20 protein-coding genes and 1 riboswitch are annotated in these 20,344 nt (G+C 38.7%); of the genes, 2 read left to right on the forward strand and 18 right to left on the reverse strand.

Going from position 1 to position 20,344, the window contains the following annotated elements:
* Positions 1-44 precede the first annotated feature (44 nt).
* Complete coding sequence (locus tag CPS94_RS03840; RefSeq protein ID WP_004047651.1) at positions 45-320, reverse strand: HU family DNA-binding protein; 276 nt, start codon at positions 318-320, stop codon at positions 45-47.
* A 520-nt stretch (positions 321-840) separates the two neighbouring features.
* Between CPS94_RS03840 and CPS94_RS03845 the strand changes: the two genes are divergently transcribed.
* Positions 841-1,167, forward strand: coding sequence for a hypothetical protein (locus CPS94_RS03845; protein ID WP_112286371.1), 327 nt, complete (start codon positions 841-843; stop codon positions 1,165-1,167).
* A gap of 103 nt (positions 1,168-1,270) precedes the next feature.
* On the opposite strand, the gene rmuC is transcribed toward CPS94_RS03845, so the two are convergent.
* The 7 genes from rmuC to CPS94_RS03880 form a co-directional block, all read right to left on the reverse strand.
* Positions 1,271-2,914 (reverse strand): DNA recombination protein RmuC, encoded by a 1,644-nt coding sequence (gene rmuC / locus CPS94_RS03850; protein WP_238145402.1) that lies wholly within the window; start codon positions 2,912-2,914, stop codon positions 1,271-1,273.
* Positions 2,915-3,287: 373 nt separating this feature from the next.
* Positions 3,288-4,598 carry a ribosome biogenesis GTPase Der gene (der, locus tag CPS94_RS03855; protein WP_004047646.1) on the reverse strand — a complete coding sequence of 437 codons (1,311 nt, stop codon included), beginning with the start codon at positions 4,596-4,598 and terminating at the stop codon, positions 3,288-3,290.
* Between the two features lie 93 nt (positions 4,599-4,691).
* On the reverse strand, positions 4,692-5,885 hold the full coding sequence (rpsA, locus tag CPS94_RS03860; protein ID WP_004047645.1) for a 30S ribosomal protein S1: 1,194 nt from the start codon (positions 5,883-5,885) through the stop codon (positions 4,692-4,694).
* Between the two features lie 75 nt (positions 5,886-5,960).
* Positions 5,961-6,635, reverse strand: a complete 675-nt coding sequence (cmk, locus tag CPS94_RS03865; RefSeq protein WP_004047643.1) for a (d)CMP kinase — start codon at positions 6,633-6,635, stop codon at positions 5,961-5,963.
* 95 nt (positions 6,636-6,730) lie between these two features.
* Positions 6,731-7,369, reverse strand: coding sequence for a LysM peptidoglycan-binding domain-containing protein (locus tag CPS94_RS03870; RefSeq protein WP_004047641.1), 639 nt, complete (start codon positions 7,367-7,369; stop codon positions 6,731-6,733).
* Between the two features lie 394 nt (positions 7,370-7,763).
* Positions 7,764-9,206 carry a RecQ family ATP-dependent DNA helicase gene (locus tag CPS94_RS03875; RefSeq protein ID WP_112286373.1) on the reverse strand — a complete coding sequence of 481 codons (1,443 nt, stop codon included), beginning with the start codon at positions 9,204-9,206 and terminating at the stop codon, positions 7,764-7,766.
* On the reverse strand, positions 9,190-10,230 hold the full coding sequence (locus CPS94_RS03880) for a helix-turn-helix domain-containing protein (protein WP_004047638.1): 1,041 nt from the start codon (positions 10,228-10,230) through the stop codon (positions 9,190-9,192). Before CPS94_RS03880 ends, CPS94_RS03875 begins: the two co-directional genes overlap by 17 nt.
* A gap of 211 nt (positions 10,231-10,441) precedes the next feature.
* Between CPS94_RS03880 and CPS94_RS03885 the strand changes: the two genes are divergently transcribed.
* Positions 10,442-12,010, forward strand: a complete 1,569-nt coding sequence (locus CPS94_RS03885; protein WP_112194943.1) for an Nramp family divalent metal transporter — start codon at positions 10,442-10,444, stop codon at positions 12,008-12,010.
* Positions 12,011-12,169: 159 nt separating this feature from the next.
* On the opposite strand, the gene CPS94_RS03890 is transcribed toward CPS94_RS03885, so the two are convergent.
* The 10 genes from CPS94_RS03890 to rpsB all read right to left on the reverse strand — a co-directional run bounded on the left by CPS94_RS03890 (position 12,170) and on the right by rpsB (position 20,308).
* On the reverse strand, positions 12,170-12,736 hold the full coding sequence (locus tag CPS94_RS03890) for an ECF transporter S component (protein ID WP_112194941.1): 567 nt from the start codon (positions 12,734-12,736) through the stop codon (positions 12,170-12,172).
* A 127-nt stretch (positions 12,737-12,863) separates the two neighbouring features.
* A riboswitch (FMN riboswitch) is annotated at positions 12,864-12,990 on the reverse strand.
* Between the two features lie 53 nt (positions 12,991-13,043).
* A complete protein-coding gene (locus tag CPS94_RS03895; protein WP_056958628.1) occupies positions 13,044-13,769 on the reverse strand; it encodes a pseudouridine synthase in 726 nt (241 codons plus the stop codon).
* Positions 13,770-13,818: 49 nt separating this feature from the next.
* Positions 13,819-14,400 (reverse strand): SMC-Scp complex subunit ScpB, encoded by a 582-nt coding sequence (scpB, locus tag CPS94_RS03900; protein ID WP_004047631.1) that lies wholly within the window; start codon positions 14,398-14,400, stop codon positions 13,819-13,821.
* Positions 14,390-15,157 carry a segregation and condensation protein A gene (locus CPS94_RS03905; RefSeq protein ID WP_112194938.1) on the reverse strand — a complete coding sequence of 256 codons (768 nt, stop codon included), beginning with the start codon at positions 15,155-15,157 and terminating at the stop codon, positions 14,390-14,392. Before CPS94_RS03905 ends, scpB begins: the two co-directional genes overlap by 11 nt.
* Positions 15,147-15,506 (reverse strand): GNAT family N-acetyltransferase, encoded by a 360-nt coding sequence (locus tag CPS94_RS03910; protein WP_112194936.1) that lies wholly within the window; start codon positions 15,504-15,506, stop codon positions 15,147-15,149. The genes CPS94_RS03905 and CPS94_RS03910 overlap by 11 nt, the downstream gene beginning before the upstream one ends.
* Positions 15,507-15,573: 67 nt before the next feature.
* Entirely contained in the window at positions 15,574-16,464 is an 891-nt protein-coding gene (gene xerD / locus CPS94_RS03915) for a site-specific tyrosine recombinase XerD (protein WP_112194934.1), read from the reverse strand.
* Positions 16,448-16,930, reverse strand: coding sequence for a ferric iron uptake transcriptional regulator (fur, locus tag CPS94_RS03920; RefSeq protein WP_004047625.1), 483 nt, complete (start codon positions 16,928-16,930; stop codon positions 16,448-16,450). The genes xerD and fur overlap by 17 nt, the downstream gene beginning before the upstream one ends.
* 15 nt (positions 16,931-16,945) lie before the next feature.
* Positions 16,946-17,809: a CvfB family protein gene (locus CPS94_RS03925; protein WP_112194932.1), complete on the reverse strand. Its 864-nt coding sequence runs from the start codon at positions 17,807-17,809 to the stop codon at positions 16,946-16,948.
* Between the two features lie 676 nt (positions 17,810-18,485).
* On the reverse strand, positions 18,486-19,361 hold the full coding sequence (tsf, locus tag CPS94_RS03930; protein WP_010688964.1) for a translation elongation factor Ts: 876 nt from the start codon (positions 19,359-19,361) through the stop codon (positions 18,486-18,488).
* Between the two features lie 149 nt (positions 19,362-19,510).
* Positions 19,511-20,308, reverse strand: a complete 798-nt coding sequence (rpsB, locus tag CPS94_RS03935; protein ID WP_004047620.1) for a 30S ribosomal protein S2 — start codon at positions 20,306-20,308, stop codon at positions 19,511-19,513.
* Positions 20,309-20,344 lie beyond the last annotated feature (36 nt).

A 20,344-nucleotide genomic window follows, 5' to 3' on the forward strand; every position in this document is an offset into this window, starting at 1 on the left:
AAAACCCTTGATAAATCAAGGGTCCTAGCTAAAATAAGTCAATCTTATTTAACAGCATCTTTAAGCGCCTTACCTGGTTTGAATGCAGGTACCTTGCTTGCTGGGATTTGGATCTCTTTACCAGTTTGTGGGTTGCGACCCTTACGAGCTGCACGTTCACGAACTTCAAAGTTACCAAAGCCGATCAATTGAACTTTTTCGCCTTCTTTAAGGTAGTCTTGGATAGAACCAAAAACTGCGTCAACTGCAACAGTTGCGTCCTTCTTTGTCAAACCTGTCTTTTCAGCAACAGTTTCGATCAATTGTGCTTTGTTTGCCATGTGTTTCACCTCCTCAAGTGAAGATAAAGATATAGACATATCTTCTTGTCCATTTCTAAACTAGCCAGAAATGGTGAAACAATGACTAACAAATCATTGCTCAGTTAATAAGATATCATAGAAAGCCTAATATAGCAACGTTTTTAATCTTTTTTTTGAAAAAGAATACAACTTTAGATATAATTAAAAACTTTGAATATCGAAAATCACAAAAACATTATAAAGTAATTAAATTACATTCGACAAATCGTGTTATTTTTCTCTTTAATGGACAATATAATCAAAATACACTTACTCAGACCCAGTTACCACAGTTATGACAGCCTAATAATGTTCTTTCAACCAAAGTTCTCCTGCATCTGCTAACATCTTCAAACACTAACAAAAAGCTAATTGTTAAGTATGATAAAAGTCACCAACATTGGCTGAACCTTTTTTTAGACCATACATTATGATATGCTTATAATTATAAAATCAGTTCTATTTTTATCACTTATTATGGAAAAGAGGGTAACTACACATGGCTAAATACCAAATGAAATACTCCTTCGAATGGGGTAGTGGGGTCTGCCTTTGGTCCACAAATGAAGCTGCAGAAATTAAGTTTAGGGATGTTGTTGATGAACGACAACTACCGATTTCTCATAAATTAAAAGATTTACTTTGGTATCTAGTGGCTTATTATGATACTATGCTGGATATGGACAATGCGCCAGCTATATCTCCTTGGTGGACCGGTGAAGATGAACTCATGTTTAATAAAAAACAAAAGTTTGCGTACGCTCAACTTTGTCAAGAATTAGGAAAAGAATATGAGATCATTTATGCTGCCGAAAATTGTATATAAAGTAAAAACCGCTCTGTACCACAGTTTTATTAAGACTTGGTGCAGAGCGGTCTCATCTGTTTTTGACTATAGATTTATCATTTAATTCTAAGCGTAGATAGTTTTAATTATTCCCACTATCTTCCACTGGCTTCTTCGACGAATAGTTGTTTTCCGTCAGTTCCTCTACACCACGCAATGTACGATTAATAGCTCTTGTACGTCTACCAACAATTTCAGTAAGAGTTTTATCGGCAGTTTGAAGCTGTCGCTGTGCTTTCTCAAGTACGCCACCAAATTTATCAAATTCTAACTTAACAGCTCGCAACTTTTCCCACACCTCTTGTGAACGTTGCTCAATAGCAAGCGTTTTAAAGCCCATCTGCAAAGATGCAAGAAATGCTGAAAGTGTTGTTGCACCGACTACTGTGACTTTATATTTATCACGTAGTTCCTCAAAAAGTGCCACATTCTGTATAACTTCTGCGTATAGTCCTTCTGTCGGTAGAAACATAAGGGCAAAATCTGCCGTTTTCGGAGGAACAATGTATTTATCATGAATATCTTTGGCAAAAGTTCTAATCTTGGCAGTAAGCGATCGTCTTGCTATATCGATCGCAGCTTTATCTCCTGCATCAAGTAACCTATTATAATCTTCTATTGGAAACTTACTATCAATTGGCAAAAGTAACGGTACATCCCCGTTGCCTGGGAGCTTTACAGCAAATTCCACTCGTTTACCACTTGCGATTTCAACATTCATCTCATATTGATTAGGCGCAAGAATATCCGAAAGTAACTTTTCAAGGCGAACTTCACCGTATGTGCCTCGTTCTTTAACATTTGTCAGAGCATTTTTCAGTGACTTTGTGTCGGCCGCCAAAGCTTTCATTTCTCCTAGACCCTGCCCTACACTTTCAAGCTGCTTATTTACTATTTCAAAAGACTTAGACAAACGTGATTCAAGTGTTTTCTGTAATTTTTCATCCACTATGCCTTGCATCTGCTCAAGCCTTTTTTCATTACTTTCTTGCAATGAATTCATCCTATCCTCAAGGGTCGTATTGATCTTCTCGATATTTTCGATATTCGCACGCTGAATAGCTGAAAGTCGCCTGTCCACTTTTTCGCTAAACACATGAAATTCATCATTTTGCTCTTTACGGCTATCTTGTAAGGCAGTCACTACTGTCTTTCTGATCTGCTCATTTTTTTCGACACTCACATCTTGAATGTTTGCTAATCTTTGTCCCATCTGTTCAAGTCTTCTCTCATTACTTTCCTGCAAAGAATTCATCTTATTCTCAAGGATCATATTGATTTTCTCGATATTTTCGATATTCGCACGCTGAATAGCTGAAAGACGACTGTCTACTTTTTCGCTAAACACATGAAATTGATCATTTTGCTCTTTACGACTATCTTGCAAAGCAGTCACTACTGTCTTTCTGATCTGCTCATTTTTTTCGACACTCACATCTTGAATGTTTGCTGATCTTTGTTCCATCTGTTGTTGAAATTCGCTAAGCTGCCTATTTAATTCATGGCGATTTTCGGATAATGTTTTTTGAATACTTGCTTGAATAACTTCAAAACGTTGGAACTGTTCCGTTGTACCACTTTCGATTTGTTTTCGAACTCCATCACGTTGTTCTTCAGCAGTACGCTGTAGTATAGCTTTTAGTTCTTCAATATTGCTTTTCTTAGTTATATTCCATAGTTGCAATGCGATAACCACTAAAAGTAACACGATAGTTATACTATCCACCAAATACCTTACCTCCTACTCCTAATAATTCCTAAATCGTTCTGCACAATTAAAAGTACGCGTTTTCATTAACATGCCATTATATTATAACATTTCCTGCAATATCATTTATTAACTTATCTTATAAATTTATATTTAGTTAAATAATTTTATTTAAAGATACACTTGTAATTATCAAATTGTAGTTTTATATAGCATTCTAAGTAGCAAAAAAACTCCCCACATTTCTGTAGGAAGTGTTGTGCGGGTCATCGATATCAGTTGACGGACACCCATTTTTTGATTGAAAAGGTGGCGTAAATTATATGCTCCCCTTAGAGTGGACCCAGAAATAATAGATTCTGCGAATACTCTAGGGAAGCATATCAATTTTTTATTTTCGTCGTCTTTCGATCACATGGATCGGTGTCCCCTCAAAATCAAATGCTGCTCGGATCTGATTTTCCAAGAAACGTTCATATGAAAAATGCATCAATTCTGGATCATTTACAAAGACGACAAATGTTGGTGGCTTAGTTGCCACTTGAGTCGCATAGTAGACCCGTAAGCGGCGCCCATTGTCTGTTGGGGTTGGATTATGCGCGATCGCATCCATGATAACATCATTTAAAACAGCCGATGAGATGCGACGTTCATGGTTGTGATTTACCCGCTCGATCAATTTTGGTAATTGTTCTAAGCGTTGATGAGTCTTAGCGGAAACAAACACGATCGGCGCATAACTCAAATACTGGAATTCTTGCCGGATCGTCTTTTCAAACTCTTTCATCGTATGATTATCTTTTTTCAAAGTATCCCATTTATTGACAACGATGATGATCCCACGTCCCGCTTCATGTGCATAGCCGGCTACATGTTTATCTTGTTCACGAATGCCTTCTTCAGCATTTAAAACAACACAAACCACATCAGAACGATCGATCGCACGCATGGCCCGTAAAACAGAATATTTTTCCGTATTTTCATAAACTTTGCCTTTTTTACGGATCCCTGCAGTATCGATCATGGTAAATTCCGTTCCATCTTCAGCAACAAATTTCGTATCGATCGCATCCCGTGTTGTCCCTTCAACGTTAGAGACGATCACGCGGTTTTCACCTAAAATTGCGTTGACTAAAGAAGATTTACCCACATTAGGTCGACCGATGAAACTAAATTTGATCGAATCGTCCTGTTCTTTAGCTCCATCTTTAGGAAATGCCTGGCAGACCTTATCTAATAGGTCACCAGTACCGATCCCATGAGTTCCAGAAAGTGGCATTGGGTCGCCAAAACCTAATGAGTAGAAATCATAGATCTCACTTCTAAGTTCAGGATTATCCACTTTATTTACCGCTAAAATAACTGGTTTATCAGTTCGATACAAAATCTTTGCTACTTTTTCATCAGCATCTGTGACCCCTTCTTTGACACTAGTCACAAAGACGATCACATCAGCTTCATCGATCGCGATTTGAGCTTGCTCGGTAATTTGGGCTAAAAATGGTTCATCCCCCATATCGATCCCACCTGTATCGATCAAATTAAAGGGTTGTCCGAGCCATTCGCCCTTCGCATAAATACGATCACGGGTCACACCAGGGGTATCTTCAACGATAGAGATCCGCTCACCAGCGATCCGGTTAAAAACCGTTGATTTCCCTACATTCGGACGTCCAACGATCGCAACGACTGGATTAGCCATTTTAATTCACTCCTTATAGTAATGTTTTAGCAAAAAAACTGACCCAAAACCTTTTACGCTTGGGCCAGTCAAAATGAATCTCAATACGTGAGATTAGTCTTCATTTTTCAAGTCGTCACCGACTAAGTCACCTAAAGTAAAACCTGTATCTTCTTCTGGGATCTCAACATGTTCTTCTTCGACAACTTCAACTTCTTTTTTATCAGCTGCTGGTTTTTCTTGTAAAGCTTTGATGGATAATGCTAAACGACGATCTTCACCGTTAACATTCAAGACCTTGACTTTAACGTCTTGGCCTGATGTCAAAACTTCATTTGGTGTAGCAATATGTTTGTGTGAAATTTGTGAAATGTGTACCAAGCCTTCAACACCTGGGAATACTTCAACAAATGCACCAAAGCTTGTCAAACGTTTTACCTTACCATCAAGAACGTCGCCTTCAGCAACTTTTTCTTCAATATCGTCCCAAGGTTGTGGCAATGTTTGTTTGATAGAAAGTGAAATGCGATCTTTTTCAGGATCAACAGCTAACACTTTAACTTTAACGTCTTCGCCAACTTTCAAGACATCAGAAGGCTTGCCTACACGTTCGTAAGAAATTTCAGAAACGTGAACTAAGCCATCAACGCCACCAAGGTCGATGAACGCACCAAAGTTAGTTAAGCGTGCAACTTTACCATCAAGCACATCGCCTGCTGCAAGTTGTGACATAACTTCTTGTTTCTTAGCTTCACGTTCTTGTTGAACGATTTCTTTATGCGATAAGATCAAACGGTTTTCGCTTGGTTCTATCTCAACGATCTTAAGTTCAAGTTCTTGACCCTTGTATTGGTTGAAATCTTCAACAAAATGGTCAGAAACCATTGATGCAGGGACAAAGCCACGAACGCCAGCGTCAACAACTAAGCCACCCTTTACAATTTGAGTTACAGGAACTGTGAGTGTTTCACCTGCTTCAAATTTCTTTTCGATTTCATCCCATACTTTACGGGCTTCGAGGCGACGTTGTGATAATAAGTAGCTACCGCCTTCTTTGTCAGAACCGATCTTAGAGATAACAACCAAGTCAAGCACATCGCCAACTTTGATGTTATCTTCGATCTCGTCTGCTTTAACGCTCAATTCGCGTGCAGGAACAACACCTTCAACACCGGTGCCTTCGATCCCTACGATAACTTGCTTTTTATCATCAAATGCCAACACTTCGCCTTTGACAACGTCGCCAACCTTAACTGGTTTAACGCTGTTTAAAGCTTCTAATAAATCCTTGTTTTCTGATTCACTCATGGACTTTGTCCTCCTTAACGACTAACTCTAATAACCATTTTAACTGAAAGCAGTTCAAAATGCTAGTTAAATTACCTATTTCTCTGTATTTTTAACAATTTTCATGATTTCATCGGTAACTTGCGCAATATCTAGTGAAGTAGTATCTAATAAAATCGCATCATCTGCCTTGATCAATGGCGAAACTTCACGGTGTGAGTCCTTATAATCGCGCGCTTCGATCTCAGCTTCTAGTTTAGCTAATGGTGTATCGATACCCTTAGCTTGATTTTCTTTAAAGCGACGTAAAGCTCTTTCGTGTACACTCGCAACTAAAAAGATCTTTACTTGAGCATTTGGCAAAACAGTTGTACCAATATCACGCCCATCCATCACGATCCCACCTTCACTTGCAATCTGTTGCTGACGCTCAGTTAAATTTTTGCGCACGCTAGGTTGAGCTGAGACAAGTGAAACATTATTAGTGATCTCTGGCAACCTGATCGCAGTAGTCACATCTGTCCCATCGACAAATACTAATTGTTCTGGCTCGTTAGGCTTAAAGCTTAATTCCATCGTTTCAAGCATTTTTCCTAGAGCTTGATCGTCATCTAGTGAAACACCCATTTGTAGTGCCTTCCAAGTTGTGGCGCGATACATTGCACCTGTATCGCAATAAATGTAATTTAATTTTTTAGCGACCAACTTTGCAACGGTACTTTTACCTGCAGAAGCAGGACCATCGATCGCAATTTGCATTTTTGTTTGCATACTATAATATATCCCATTTAAACATATAAAAATGTGTCCCAAGAAAAATAAGGACACATTTTTATTGTTTTTCCTCTCTTTTATTATTCTAAAGCTTATTTTACACGGATCTGTTGTCCTGGTGAAATACTCGAATTAGCTGTTAAACCTGGATTCAACTGTAATAACTGATCTAGCGTCAAACCATTATTGACCGCGACCCGATACAAGCCTTGACCTGCCGGAACAGAGATATACTGCTCTTGTTGGGAAGATTGTTCTGAAGAGTGTTCTTCTGAATGTTGCGATTCTTGTGAGCTTTCGGATGCATGTTGTTCAGCATTGGCTTGATTTTCGTGATCTGCAGGCTGTTCGCTACTTGCTTGTGCTTGGGTTGTATCTTGTGGTGCTACTGCTTGTGATGTGCTGTCAGACCGAGTATCTGAGCTTTTCTTTGTAGTCTTCTTTTTACTTGAACTCTTCTTTGCTACAGATTTTTTTTCGCTTGAAGAGACCACTTCGATCGAATCATCGTTACTTACAGTTTGCTTAGAAGCCCGTTGTGAAACAAAATAAAATACGATCGTACTGATAATGATGACTACAAAAACGCCTAATAAGATCGTTGTCAACATCGTGTTTCGTCTATTGCTCTGTCGACTAGCTCTTCGCGAGTAGTTTCCCTTATCATCTTTTATCTCTTCAAAGGTCTTTTCCCAAGGCTTTTTGGTGTGGTCGTTATTCTTTCGACTCATTTTTATTAAAATCCCCACTATATAAATATGGAATCATGTTACTAAGATCACTTAGTCTCACGATCAAAAAGAAATATAGTTTTTTCCTTTCTAAAAATTATTATTACTGCTAATGTCATATATGCATGGCAAACTATATAGTTTAGAAGCAACTATAAAACATAATATATCTTAGAGTTTGCTATATAAATTTATGATACCGCCGATAACAATATAAAACAATATCAAAGTAATCAAATGTCAGTTCCACATTCTAACTTTTTAGCTAACATTCATAAGTTATAGCTTGTTTTTATAATTAGCTCATAGTACTCACAAAACTACTAATATTACAGAATATAATAGCATAAATACTCCTAAAAATATATAAATAATCGCTTGAAGTTCTCATTAGTTAGGTTTCTTTAAACAATTGCTGTAAGATCTCGCGATAGTCCTGTTCCTTTTTTCCATCCGCTCTTACTACGGACTCTCCTAACAAACCAAGTTTTTCTAATGGAAGTGGTTGATCAGCTCCACAACAAGTGTCTGAGCTATGGACGTTTTCAACTCTATCACCAAAATATTGTGCGATAAATTGACGTTTACAGCTACCAGTTTTAAGATATTGGTACATTTTTTGTAAGGCATCGTTACGCTCAGTTTGACGTTTTTTCACTAGTATTTCGATCTGATCTTTTTGATAACCATTAGCTAACAGCCGGGCTAACAATTGTGTTTCTTCACTGGGGAAATTTTGGAGCAATTCTTGGTGTTTAATGAAATACTTGATCTGTTGGGAGTTAGGCAAAGTTTTTTCGATCAAAAATTCCTGACGTTTTAGGTCGCTAGGTTCATATAATAACACTGCGATCCCTGGTCTACCGTCGCGCGAACAACGTCCGATCTCTTGTACATAAGCTTCAAGATCATTTGGTATATGGTAGTGGATCACATAACGGATATTAGGCTTATTGATCCCCATCCCAAAAGCACTAGTCGCACAAATAACATCTAATTGATCATTTAAAAACTGTTGTTGTACCAAAAAACGTTCTGTAAGCTCTAGATCAGCATGATAAACTGCACTCTTAAATCCCTTAGTCACCAACTTTTCATTTATTTCATCAGCTTTCTTCTTACTTGAAAAATAGACGATCCCTTTCCCAGCTAGCTTAGGCAGTAATGCTAGGAGATAATCAAGTTTTTTTTGCTCATTTGCAAAATTTTGTACCCCTAGATAAATATTGGAGCGATCAACGGGATACCGGATCACATTTCCTGTTTGCGATAATCCCAGACTTGTAGTTATATCTTGTGCTACTTTAGAGGTTGCCGTTGCAGTCAAAGCTAGAGTTAGTGGTCTATGTAGCTTTTTTCTGATTTTGCCTAAATTTAAATACTCAGGTCGAAAATCAGGACCCCATTGCGAAATACAATGGGCTTCATCAATGACAAATAGCCCTAGCTCTAATTGGCCAAGTGCGCTCAAAACCTCAGCCGAGCCTAACATTTCCGGTGAAACATAGATATACTTGAAACTGGCAATATTTTGTAATACAAATCTCTTCTCAGCAAAACTCAAGCGTGAATTTAGAGCCACCACTGCTTTTTCACCATTGAATTGTAGTTGTTCAACTTGATCTTGCATCAGTGATATCAGTGGTGAAACGATCAATACTGAACGCTTTAAGTATTTTCCTACAAACTGATAGCACAGAGATTTTCCTGTTCCCGTCGGCAAAATAGCTAAAGTATCTTTGCCAGCCAATAAAGACTCGATCGTCTCTTTTTGGCCAGTTTTAAATGTTGGATAGCCAAATCCATTTTTCAAGATGGCTTCAAGCTTTTCTTTCACTTGCAATTATCCTTTCTATTTGGCATAAACGATACTCAAAAAATGAGATCTCAGGGTAGCTTTCATGTAATTGTTGAAACTTCCAGTCTAAGACCGGACAGCTTGCAAAAAAATCCATGATCTGTTTTTTGATCTTTGGTGACAATAACCGTTCTCTTGGAAAATCATCCGCTAAAATAGCTACATTCAAGAGATGTTCTTGAACTGTACTCTTCCGTATTTTTCGTAAATCTGCGATCTCTTCAATACTTTTACCCGCTAAAAACAAAGAATAGGTCTTTTCTGTACTAGCCGGCAAGTTAGTTAGACGTTTATAAGGCATAACAAGTTTTGCCAGCTCAAAGTTTTGATCAAGCAAATATTTAGCATATCGGGCACACAGATCACGCCATCCTACTTCGATCTCAGCTATTTGTAGTTGATAGCTTTTAGCTAATTGCGCTTTAGTCTGACCTAAACGCCCGTGTCCAGTTAATTGCTCACAAAAAAGTTGCGCATTCAATTCAGGCTCATGTGCTAAAAAATCGGTCAATGATGTAGTTATTTCTCCTAATAAGGTAGTTTTTCCATATCGTCTGAACCAGTTTTTGAAAAGTTGCTGCGCTTTAAGATCATTGGTGATCGCAAAATATTTATTGTTTTGATAACTCAATTCTGACGCAACTTGAACCAATAAATAAAATTGCTTTTCCCATCCTTTAAGATCAAACCCATTAAAAAAGGCTGGTTCGCGCAAAAATTGGTGCTTATTTTTCAATTCTTCGACCCGTGATCTACCTTTAACAGTCAAGCATATCCCCTTAGAAGTCTCCAATAGCAACTTTTTTTGACATAACTCATCTAATGTAGGTTCGAAATTATTTACATCTAGTGGTAAAGCGATAATATCCAAAAGTCCATATGCCCTCCCCCAAAATAAAGCCGAAGTTGTTAAATGGTTACTCAAGAGTTGGCGAATAACAGCTGGGCGTCTCGGCTGACTCTCGGAGAAATAAAGTAGCCATTTTTCTGATCCATAATCCATATACTCACCTCACATTAAAAGTCTTCACTTATAATATACGCTAAATTTGATATTTTTTTGCTAAATCTGAATAATTCTTTTAAATTTGTTTCAAGCAACATAAGTTAGGTTAAAAATATTTTTTGTAAGGTGCACCTAAAAAATACTTTTAATTTGACTTAATAAGGTGTACAATGTCTAAGTACCTAAAAAAGGAAGGACGGTTTTTATTGTGGATAAAAAACACAAACTCGTTGAATATGCGAATGGTCCCTCATTAGAGGAAATCAATGGTACTGTTACAGTGCCTAAAGGGAAAGGATTTTGGCGGACCTTGTTTGCCTACTCTGGCCCAGGTGCCTTAGTTGCGGTAGGTTACATGGATCCAGGTAACTGGTCAACCTCCATCACCGGTGGACAAAACTTCCAATACCTATTAATGTCCGTTATCTTGATGTCAAGTTTGATCGCGATGCTTTTACAATACATGGCTGCCAAACTTGGTATCGTGAGCCGGATGGACTTAGCCCAAGCGATCCGTGCCAGAACAGGTAAGACGCTCGGGATCATTTTATGGATCTTGACTGAGTTAGCTATCATGGCTACTGATATCGCTGAAGTTATCGGGGCTGCGATCGCTTTATATCTTTTATTTGGTATCCCACTAGTATTTGCTGTATTTATTACCGTATTTGACGTTTTACTTTTGCTTTTATTGACAAAAATCGGTTTTAGAAAAATCGAAGCGATCGTTGTTGCTTTAATTTTAGTTATCTTGTTCGTCTTCACCTACCAAGTTGCACTATCTAATCCTGATTGGGGTGCGGTCTTTGCAGGTTTCATCCCTACTTCACAGACTTTTGCAACTTCTCCTGAAGTTCATGGTATGACACCATTGAACGGTGCTTTAGGGATCATCGGTGCGACAGTTATGCCTCATAACTTGTACTTGCACTCTGCTGTTTCCCAAACTCGTCAGATCGATCACAACAATGAAGAAGACGTTGCCGAAGCCGTACGTTTCTCAGCTTGGGATTCTAACATCCAATTAAGTGCTGCTTTTGTCGTTAACTCATTACTTTTGATCATGGGGGTTGCGGTCTTCAAAAGCGGTGCCGTAGATGATCCATCATTCTTTGGTCTTTACGAAGCTTTATCTGATACATCAATGCTTAGCAACGGACTCTTGATCTCGGTCGCTAAATCTGGGATCCTTTCTGTGCTCTTTGCCGTTGCCTTGCTTGCTTCTGGTCAAAACTCAACTATCACAGGTACATTGACTGGTCAAGTTATCATGGAAGGTTTTGTTCATTTGAAGATGCCACTTTGGGCACGTCGTTTGATCACACGCTTGATCTCCGTTATCCCAGTTTTGATCTGTGTTTCACTTTCAGCTGGTCAAAGCGCTGAACAAGAACATGAAGCGCTCAACAACTTGATGATCAATTCTCAAGTATTCTTGTCCTTAGCCTTACCATTTTCAATGTTACCATTATTGATGATGACAAATAGTAAAGCTGAAATGGGCGAACGTTTCAAAAACTCACTTTGGGTCAAAGTTCTTGGGTGGCTCTCCGTATTAGTATTAACGATCCTTGATTTCAAGGGCTTACCAGATGCGGTAGCTGGTTTCTTCGGTGATGATCCATCGGCTGCTCAACTTCAATTAGCTAACGGGATCGCCTATGCTTTGACCGTTGTGATCGCAGCGCTTTTGATCTGGACCATGTATGAACTATACAAAGGTAATAAGCGCTATGCTGAAAAATTAGCTGCTCACCAAGCAAATAATAACGACTAATTCTTAATAAGTAGGCTGAAAAGCTACTAGCTTAGATTAAAAATATCCGATCAAATTTCCCAAAAATGAAATTTGATCGGATATTTTTATACTGTTTAGATTTTATATTCTCTAACTGAATAGACCCATACCAAAATGATTTCGCTATGTGATCTTTTACTATGGATGAAGATATTTTTTATGTTCGATCCAAACACTTAACTTTTTATAGATCAAAATAAAAGTTGTACCGATCACGATCCCCTTGATCAAGTTAAATGGTACGACCCCAAATAAGATCATCTGTCCCAAAGGAATATTTAATTTCATCCCTAACAAGCTCATATATAGCGGGATCGTCACGAGCCAGTTAAGTAAAGCTAACATAACTGTTAAGCTCAATGTTGCCCCTAAAATAGCTCTCACAACACTTTGCCATATTAATGACTTGTTTTTAAGCAAATAGTAAAGTGGTAAACAAAACGCTAACGTAGCCACAAAACTCAGGCTGACTCCGATCAATTGCGGTAATGACGGTCCTGAGATCATAAAATACAACAAGGAGCGTAAAAATGCGACCTGTAGCCCACCTAATGGTCCCAAAATGAAGAAAGCTAGTAAGATCGGAATATCCGAAAAATCTAACTTCATAAACGGTACGATCGGAACTATCACAAATGATAGAAACATCAAAAGATACGAAATAGCAGCCAAGCATGCTGCTACTACCCAACGTTTTACTGTCAAAACTAATTCCTCCTAAGAGGTCCATCTCACAGTAGATCCTATATCAAAAATAGACCGTTGTTGTTCATCTTGAGCAACAGCGGCCTATTTCATCGGTAAAGTATCCACTCCACCCATGTATATAAAACCCTATCTCCTCTCATCCAGACTTTAACTGTCGGTACTGGGATCACACCAGTTCAGTCCCCGCAATAAACGAGGAGTCGCGGACTTTTACCGCCGGTCGGGATTTACACCCTGCCCTGAAGATAAACCTAAAATATTTTCACAGCTAGTTTAACATACTACCTTTTAAAAAACAAGTAACTTACTTATTTCCCAGCTCATAAAGGGCTTTTACTTCTTCACGTGTCAACTCACGATATTGTCCTGAGGTCAACCCAGCTAGAGTCAAAAAGCCGTATGTTTCACGTTTGAGTTTCTTGACCGGATGCCCGACAGCTTGAAGCATGTTCTTGACCTGATGATTTCGCCCTTCATGGATCGTCAATGATACGATCGATGTATCATTTTTTTTATCTAAAGACAAAAGCTTAGCCTTAGCCCGAGCACTCTTTTTGCCATCTTTTAAACGTACACCTACGCGTAATTGCTTTAAAGCCTCATTTTGAACGAGCCCCTTGACCTTAGCTACATAGGTCTTATTAACTTTATAACGCGGATGCATCAAACGATTAGCAAGTTCTCCATCATTGGTCAATAAAAGCAGACCAGAAGTGTCATAATCTAACCGGCCAATGGGATAAACGCGTTCGCTATGATCAGTAAAGTAATCCGTCACCACTTTACGGCCCTTATCATCTTTAGCCGCGCTGATGACACCACGTGGCTTATAGAAAAGGTAATAGACCTTTTCTTCTCGTTCGATCAAGTGTCCATCGACCTCGATCACATCATTTCCGTCAACTTTTTGACCTAATTCTTTGATGACCTTCCCATTAACTCGAACTCGTCCAGCCAAGATCATTTTTTCACTGGCACGCCGAGAAGCTACCCCAGCGTTTGCCATTACTTTTTGCAGTCGTTCTGCCATTTTTAGTCACCTACTGCAACAACTGCAGTTTTTTTCCTTTCACTTTCAACTACTCTTCGTCATCTAATGCGTCGTTAAATAATGACATCAGATCATCTGAAGTAGCTTCATTTTTTTCGTCGTCTTGTGGTAATTCGGGTAACTGTGCTAGTGACTCGATCCCAAAATAATTAAGGAAATTTTCCGTCGTTGCATACATGATCGGACGCCCAGGAGCATCCATCCGTCCAGCTTCTTTGATCAGATCTAACACCAACAACTTTTGTAACATTCCACTTGATTGCACTCCCCGGATCTCATCGATCTGGATCCGAGTCACAGGCTGCTTATAAGCCACTACAGCCAGCGTTTCTAAGGCAGCTGATGATAATTCCGTCATTGCTGGTGATTCAAAATACTGTTTAACTAGCTCAGTTACAGCTTTCTTGGTCACCAACCGATAACGCTCTTCTGCATGGATCAACTTTAGGGCAGTATTGGCGTCCTGTTTATATTTTTTTTCGATCAAAGCTAACTGCTCTAAGACAGCCGGCTTCATGATCCCCGTCAACTGGGAAAGCTCGCGCGCTGTTATTCCCTCATTTCCACTTACAAACAGCAAACTTTCTATTTTAGCTTGATTAGATAGCATTTACTTCACCACTTACTAACTTTATTGGTCCTAAAATATCTTCTTGCGTGGCTTTGATCACTCCTTGTTTGACCAATTCAAGAAGTGCTAAAAAGGTCGTCACCACTAACTCTAAGGCTGCGTTTGCTGCAAATAGATCATCAAATTCGAGTGGCTCTTTTGCTTGTTTGACCAATTTTTCGACCCGCGAGATCTGATCTTTTAAAAAATAACGTTCGGATTCGATCTTGCGCATGACGGGTTTTTGGACCTTACGTTTGAGTATCAAGCGCGCAAAAGCTTTTTGCAATGCGGTTATATCACAACTATCAGGGTCAAGTTTACCTAAACTAGCATCAGCTGGTACAAGTGCTTGTTCACGCGGATACAGCTTCATTCTTTCATCAGCATAGCCACGCATATTTTGAGCAGCCGTTTGAAATGTTTGATGTAATAACAATTGTTGTACTAAACCTTCACGTGGATCTTCGATTTCATCATCGGTTTGTAAGCTAGCTTGCTCATTTGGTAAAAGCATTTTACTTTTGATATTGACCAGCATTGAAGCTGTAACCAAATACTCCCCAGCAACATCTAATTGCATTTCCTTTAACTGGTGCAAATAGTCAATATACTGGGTAGTTATTTCAGCCATTGGAATATCATAGATATCCATTTGATTTTTCTTGATCAAATGCAACAATAGATCTAAAGGTCCTTCAAAATCAGGAACTTTAAATAGTAATCCTTTTACATTTGGCGTCGCTTCATTTTTCATTATGGTGCTCCCATTTAGCTATCAAGGCTGAAGCTTCAATATTACCCATGATTTTCTTATCTGGATAAAGTTCGGCTAAGTCATCTAGCATCAAAAAACACAACCCTTGACTTCTTTCCGTTGGTGTTACTGCTATTTGACGTATCATGATAAAATCTTCATTTATTTCGGTCCCTAAAACACCAACAAAATCACGATTCTCATTCTTCCATAAATATAGCACATGGGAACTGTCAGCTTCGTACCATTCAATTTCCGTCTTCAAATTAGCGAACTCTTTTAAATCAGGGATAAACGATAATAATCCCATTGCGATTTTTTCATAGTCGCTTTTATATTTATAAAGCATTTTTTCCTCCAATAGCCAATTGCTCTTCTGATTATGCTAGATTACCACAAATTCATGCGAAAGACAATCACGCATGCGGATGAGCTTCATTATAGATCTTAGCTAAGCGCTTCTTAGATAAGTGCGTATAGAGTTGCGTTGTTGAAATATCTGCATGGCCTAATAGTTCTTGGACGATCCGCAGATCAGCTCCATTTTCTAAAATATGGGTCGCAAATGAATGTCGCAACGTGTGTGGTGTCACATTTTTCTTGATCCCCGCCAATTTGACCTGCTGTTTCAAATTTTTCCAGATCCCCTGACGAGTTAATTGATTTCCATGAAAATTTACAAATAAATAATCATTTGGTGTTCTCAATAACTTAGGACGCGCCGTTTTTAAATAGCGCTGGACCCACATTACAGCTGTATCTCCGATCGGAACGAGTCGTTCTTTTTGCCCCTTACCTAACGTTTGGACGATCCCTAATTCTAAATGCAGATCAGCTAATTTTAAGTTGATGACTTCACTGACTCGCAAACCAGTCGCATACATCAATTCTAAGATCGCACGGTCACGTAACCCCAACGGCTTTTTTACATCTGGTGTTTGAAGCAACATTTCAACTTCAGACATTGACAATACTTCTGGTAGATGGCTTTCTTTTTTAGGCAATTCGATCAGTTGCATCGGATCTTTAGTGACGAGTTTTTCTTGCATCAAATAACGAAAAAAGCGTCTTAAACTCGTAATACAACGACTGAGCGAAGTTCTGGCTTTTTGATGTTGTAGTTGGCTCTCTAGATACAACATGATCAGATCACGATCGACCTGAGTCAGCGTAATTTTTTTTTGTTCTAAAAATGCCGCAAACTGGCGCAGATCTTGTCCATAACTCAAAAGTGTATTTTTAGATAAACCACGTTCGACCCTAAGATAGTGTAAATAATCAGCTATCACTTCAGCTGTTGGTGGCATCGTCTTTCACTTCCTTGATCACTTGTTTTCGTTGACAATCTTGACAAATACCCAAAAAAGTCAGCCGATGATCTGTAACTTCAAAATGATATTGCCGTGCGAGCCGTTCTTCAACGTCGATCAACATATCTTCATAGATCTCAGTTACATTACCACAAACACTACAGACAAGATGATGATGAAAGTGTCCCTTATCACTTGTTTTTAGGTCAAAGCGAGCGATCCCATCTTCAAAACTGATCTTATTGACGATCTGGATCTCGGCTAAAACGTCCAATGTACGATATACAGTTGCTAAACCAACTTCAGGATGTTTTTGATGGAGTAAAGAATAAACCTCTTCGGCCGAAAGATGCCTAGTTTGATGCTCAAGTAACACCGCGATCGTTGCCTTTCTTTGAGGCGTTAACTTAAAGCCTTGTGCATGTAACTTTTGTTCGATCTTTGCTAACTGATCCAAGGTCATCTTCCTTTCTATCCTCTATTTGACTAAAATCAAATATCCATCTCGTTGCACAACTAAACCAGCTTTCATCAAATGTCCGACTGCGCGTTTAAATTGACCTTTACTGATCCCAAAATAGACTTTGATCTCAGCCGGATCACTCTTATCTGTAAATGGCAAACGCCCATCTGCATTATGTTGTAAAGCGGCTAAAAGCATTTGGGCATCATCACTGATAGCTTCATAAGCACGGGGACGCAATGAAAGATTCAATGTCCCGTCTGGTCTTATTCCGATCACTCTGGCCTTGACTACTTGGCCTAAACGTGGTTCTTGATCACGTTCTGACGGATGAATAAAGCCTAATTGATAATCTTTAGTGATAACATATGAACCCACCATCTTCAAACGATAGATCGTTGCGATCACATCTTTATTCATCATCTTTTGACTTGCAACATCACTTACAGCTTTAAACATCTCCATTGTAGCTAATTCGCCCCAGAGCCGTCCCTTATCATCTACACGTAAAGCGATCATCAAACGGTCACCTGCTTTAGGCCAAAGATTTTGCAATTCAGGTAAAGCATCGGTCGAAACTACAATATCTTTGTTAGGTAAACCAATATCAACGAAAACCCCTAAGCCACGTTGGACCTTTTTTACTTCTCCCCAGGCATAACGATCAAAACCACTCTTAGGCTCATTTTTAGTTAACTGTAATTCATGAGCTTCATTTTCATAAGCAAAGCCTGAGATCATAGCTCCTGGTTTCGGTAACTTCAAAAGTTCACTTTTGGCGATCTTAAATGTCATTCCTTCTTTTTGAGCAAAAACATAGTCTGCATTTTCATCAATGACCATGGCAGTGATAGTGCGTCCAATTAAATCTTTTAACATTATTATTATGACCCCTAACTATTCTGACTAAAAACTTCTTTTTCTATTTTACCTAAAAATACTATGAATTGCGAACCGTTGTGTTAAATACATCACAAATTATCATTATGTTCTCAGAAAATAGTGCTCTATAAAAACAGCGCAAAAGACTAAAGCACCTAGAAGATAGGCAACAAGCTCGAGGAAGAACGAAATGATCCAGAATTTGAGTAATACCACACTAGAAATAAATTATTATTAAATAGCTTAATAAGTTCATTCCATAATTACATAACCGGTCTTAGTTTTAAACAATAGCTGCTAGATCAAATTGGTCATTACTTCATCTTTTTAAAAATCTTGCCCTATTTATTTAAATCTAATTTTTTTATTTCCAACACTTATCTAAAATATCAATACTTTCTCTAAAAATATTATTGTCCATAGATGTCCATTATACTAAAACTAACTAAATTTTCTTCCGAAAAGCTACTACTGTCAAGTACTATGCTAAGCTTCTCGTTTTCTTTACTGCGCGCAATAATTAAAAACAGCACGCATACTTATTCGGGTGGCATCACACATAACGTGATCATTTTTTTCTGCCCACCATTTGCCCACTGAATGTATTTTTCCCATAAGTACAAAAAAAGGACCCCTGATATATCAAGGGTCCTGGCGTTAAAATAAGCGTGTGTTATTTAACTTGGCTCATAACTTCTTCTACAAAGTTATCAGCTTTCTTTTCGATACCTTCACCAACTTCGTAACGAACAAAGGCTTTGACCTTTCCGTCTTTAGAAGCCATGAATTTAGCAACTGTCAAGTCTGGGTCCTTAACAAATGCTTGATCATCCAAAGCAACTTCAGCAAAGAACTTGTTCAAGCGACCTGCAACCATCTTTTCGATGATATTTTCAGGCTTGCCTTCGTTCTTAGCTTCTTCAGTTAAAACTGCTTTTTCGTGTTCTACTTCACTAGCAGGCACTTGGTCGCGGTTCACGTACTTAGGATTGATAGCTGCAACGTGCATTGCAACGTCTTTAGCAGCCACTTCATCAGCACCTTCAACCACAGTTAAAACAGCGATCTTACCACCCATGTGTAGGTAAGCACCGAAGTTTTCATTGTCAGCTTTTTCAACTAATTCAAAACGACGCAATGTGATCTTTTCACCGATAACTTGTGTAGCTTCGATGATTTCTTCGTTGATCGTACCTTTGTCAGTCTTGATAGCCAAAGCAGCTTCTAAGTCAGCTGGTTTATTTTCTGCGATCAAACCTGCAACACGTTTTACAAGGTCCTTGAATTGTTGGTTTTGAGCAACAAAGTCTGTTTCAGCGTTGATTTCAACAACTGCAGCTGTGTTACCTACAACTTCAACATCAGCTAAACCTTCAGCAGCAACACGGTCGCTCTTCTTAGCAGCCTTTGCCATACCTTTTTCACGCAAGAAATCAATAGCTTTGTCCATGTCGCCATCAACAGCAACTAAAGCTTTCTTAGCATCCATCATACCTACGCCAGTTTTTTCGCGTAATTCTTTTACTTGAGCAGCAGTAACTTTTGCCATAGCCTAGTGGCCTCCTTAGAGTGATTAATTTAAAATACTTTTGTGGTATAAACACCATGGTGTATTCAAACCATAATTTTAAAAAAAGGCCATCTCAAGACTAAGGCCAAAATGCCTACCTAAAACCTGAGACAGCCTAAGTTTATTAACTATTCAGCATCTGTATCGTTGTTGCCTTCAACAACTTCAACGATTTCTTCGATGGATTCAACTTCTTCGCCGTTAGCAGCTTGGAAAGTTTCTTCTGAAACAGGTGCATCATCTTCGCCTTGACGACCTTCGATAATTGCATCTGCCATCTTAGATGTGATCAAACGTACGGCACGGATAGCATCGTCGTTTGATGGGATCTTAACATCGATTTCATCTGGATCAGCATTTGTGTCGACCATAGCAACGATAGGAATGTTAAGCTTTTGTGCTTCCTTAACAGCGATACGTTCCTTGCGAGGATCCACGATGAACAATACATCAGGGATACGTGGCATATCTTCAATACCACCAAGGAATTTTTGAAGACGATCGCGTTCTTTGATCAATAAAGCAACTTCTTTCTTAGGTAACACTTCAAATGTGCCATCTTCTTCCATTGCTTTGATCTCTTTTAGACGTTTGATACGTTTTTGGATCGTGTTCCAGTTTGTCAAAGTACCACCTAACCAACGATGGTTCACGTAGTATTGACCTGCACGTTTTGCTTCTTCTTCGATCGCATCTTGTGCTTGTTTCTTTGTACCAACAAACAAGATAACACCATCGTTAGCAGCAGCATCTTTCATAAAATCGTAAGCATCATCGATCAACTTAACCGTTTTTTGTAAGTCGATGATGTAGATACCATTACGTTCTGTGAAGATGTACTTCTTCATCTTAGGGTTCCAACGACGTGTTTGGTGACCAAAATGTACACCAGCTTCAAGTAATTGTTTCATGGAAATAACAGCCATTACAATTAACCTCCAAAATAGTTTTTATTATCCTCC

Source organism: Ligilactobacillus murinus, assembly GCF_003288115.1.
In the GTDB taxonomy this organism is placed as follows: Bacteria; Bacillota; Bacilli; order Lactobacillales; family Lactobacillaceae; genus Ligilactobacillus; species Ligilactobacillus murinus.

What these genes read in the sequence shown, in the direction of transcription:
- CPS94_RS03840 (WP_004047651.1), bottom strand. Translation starts at nt 320, where the DNA reads ATGGCAAACAAAGCACAATTGATCGAAACTGTTGCTGAAAAGACAGGT.
- CPS94_RS03845 (WP_112286371.1), top strand. Translation starts at nt 841, where the DNA reads ATGGCTAAATACCAAATGAAATACTCCTTCGAATGGGGTAGTGGGGTC.
- der (WP_004047646.1), bottom strand. Translation starts at nt 4,598, where the DNA reads ATGGCTAATCCAGTCGTTGCGATCGTTGGACGTCCGAATGTAGGGAAA.
- rpsA (WP_004047645.1), bottom strand. Translation starts at nt 5,885, where the DNA reads ATGAGTGAATCAGAAAACAAGGATTTATTAGAAGCTTTAAACAGCGTT.
- cmk (WP_004047643.1), bottom strand. Translation starts at nt 6,635, where the DNA reads ATGCAAACAAAAATGCAAATTGCGATCGATGGTCCTGCTTCTGCAGGT.
- CPS94_RS03870 (WP_004047641.1), bottom strand. Translation starts at nt 7,369, where the DNA reads ATGAGTCGAAAGAATAACGACCACACCAAAAAGCCTTGGGAAAAGACC.
- CPS94_RS03880 (WP_004047638.1), bottom strand. Translation starts at nt 10,230, where the DNA reads ATGGATTATGGATCAGAAAAATGGCTACTTTATTTCTCCGAGAGTCAG.
- CPS94_RS03895 (WP_056958628.1), bottom strand. Translation starts at nt 13,769, where the DNA reads ATGGCAGAACGACTGCAAAAAGTAATGGCAAACGCTGGGGTAGCTTCT.
- scpB (WP_004047631.1), bottom strand. Translation starts at nt 14,400, where the DNA reads ATGCTATCTAATCAAGCTAAAATAGAAAGTTTGCTGTTTGTAAGTGGA.
- CPS94_RS03905 (WP_112194938.1), bottom strand. Translation starts at nt 15,157, where the DNA reads ATGAAAAATGAAGCGACGCCAAATGTAAAAGGATTACTATTTAAAGTT.
- CPS94_RS03910 (WP_112194936.1), bottom strand. Translation starts at nt 15,506, where the DNA reads ATGCTTTATAAATATAAAAGCGACTATGAAAAAATCGCAATGGGATTA.
- xerD (WP_112194934.1), bottom strand. Translation starts at nt 16,464, where the DNA reads ATGCCACCAACAGCTGAAGTGATAGCTGATTATTTACACTATCTTAGG.
- fur (WP_004047625.1), bottom strand. Translation starts at nt 16,930, where the DNA reads ATGACCTTGGATCAGTTAGCAAAGATCGAACAAAAGTTACATGCACAA.
- CPS94_RS03925 (WP_112194932.1), bottom strand. Translation starts at nt 17,809, where the DNA reads ATGTTAAAAGATTTAATTGGACGCACTATCACTGCCATGGTCATTGAT.
- tsf (WP_010688964.1), bottom strand. Translation starts at nt 19,361, where the DNA reads ATGGCAAAAGTTACTGCTGCTCAAGTAAAAGAATTACGCGAAAAAACT.
- rpsB (WP_004047620.1), bottom strand. Translation starts at nt 20,308, where the DNA reads ATGGCTGTTATTTCCATGAAACAATTACTTGAAGCTGGTGTACATTTT.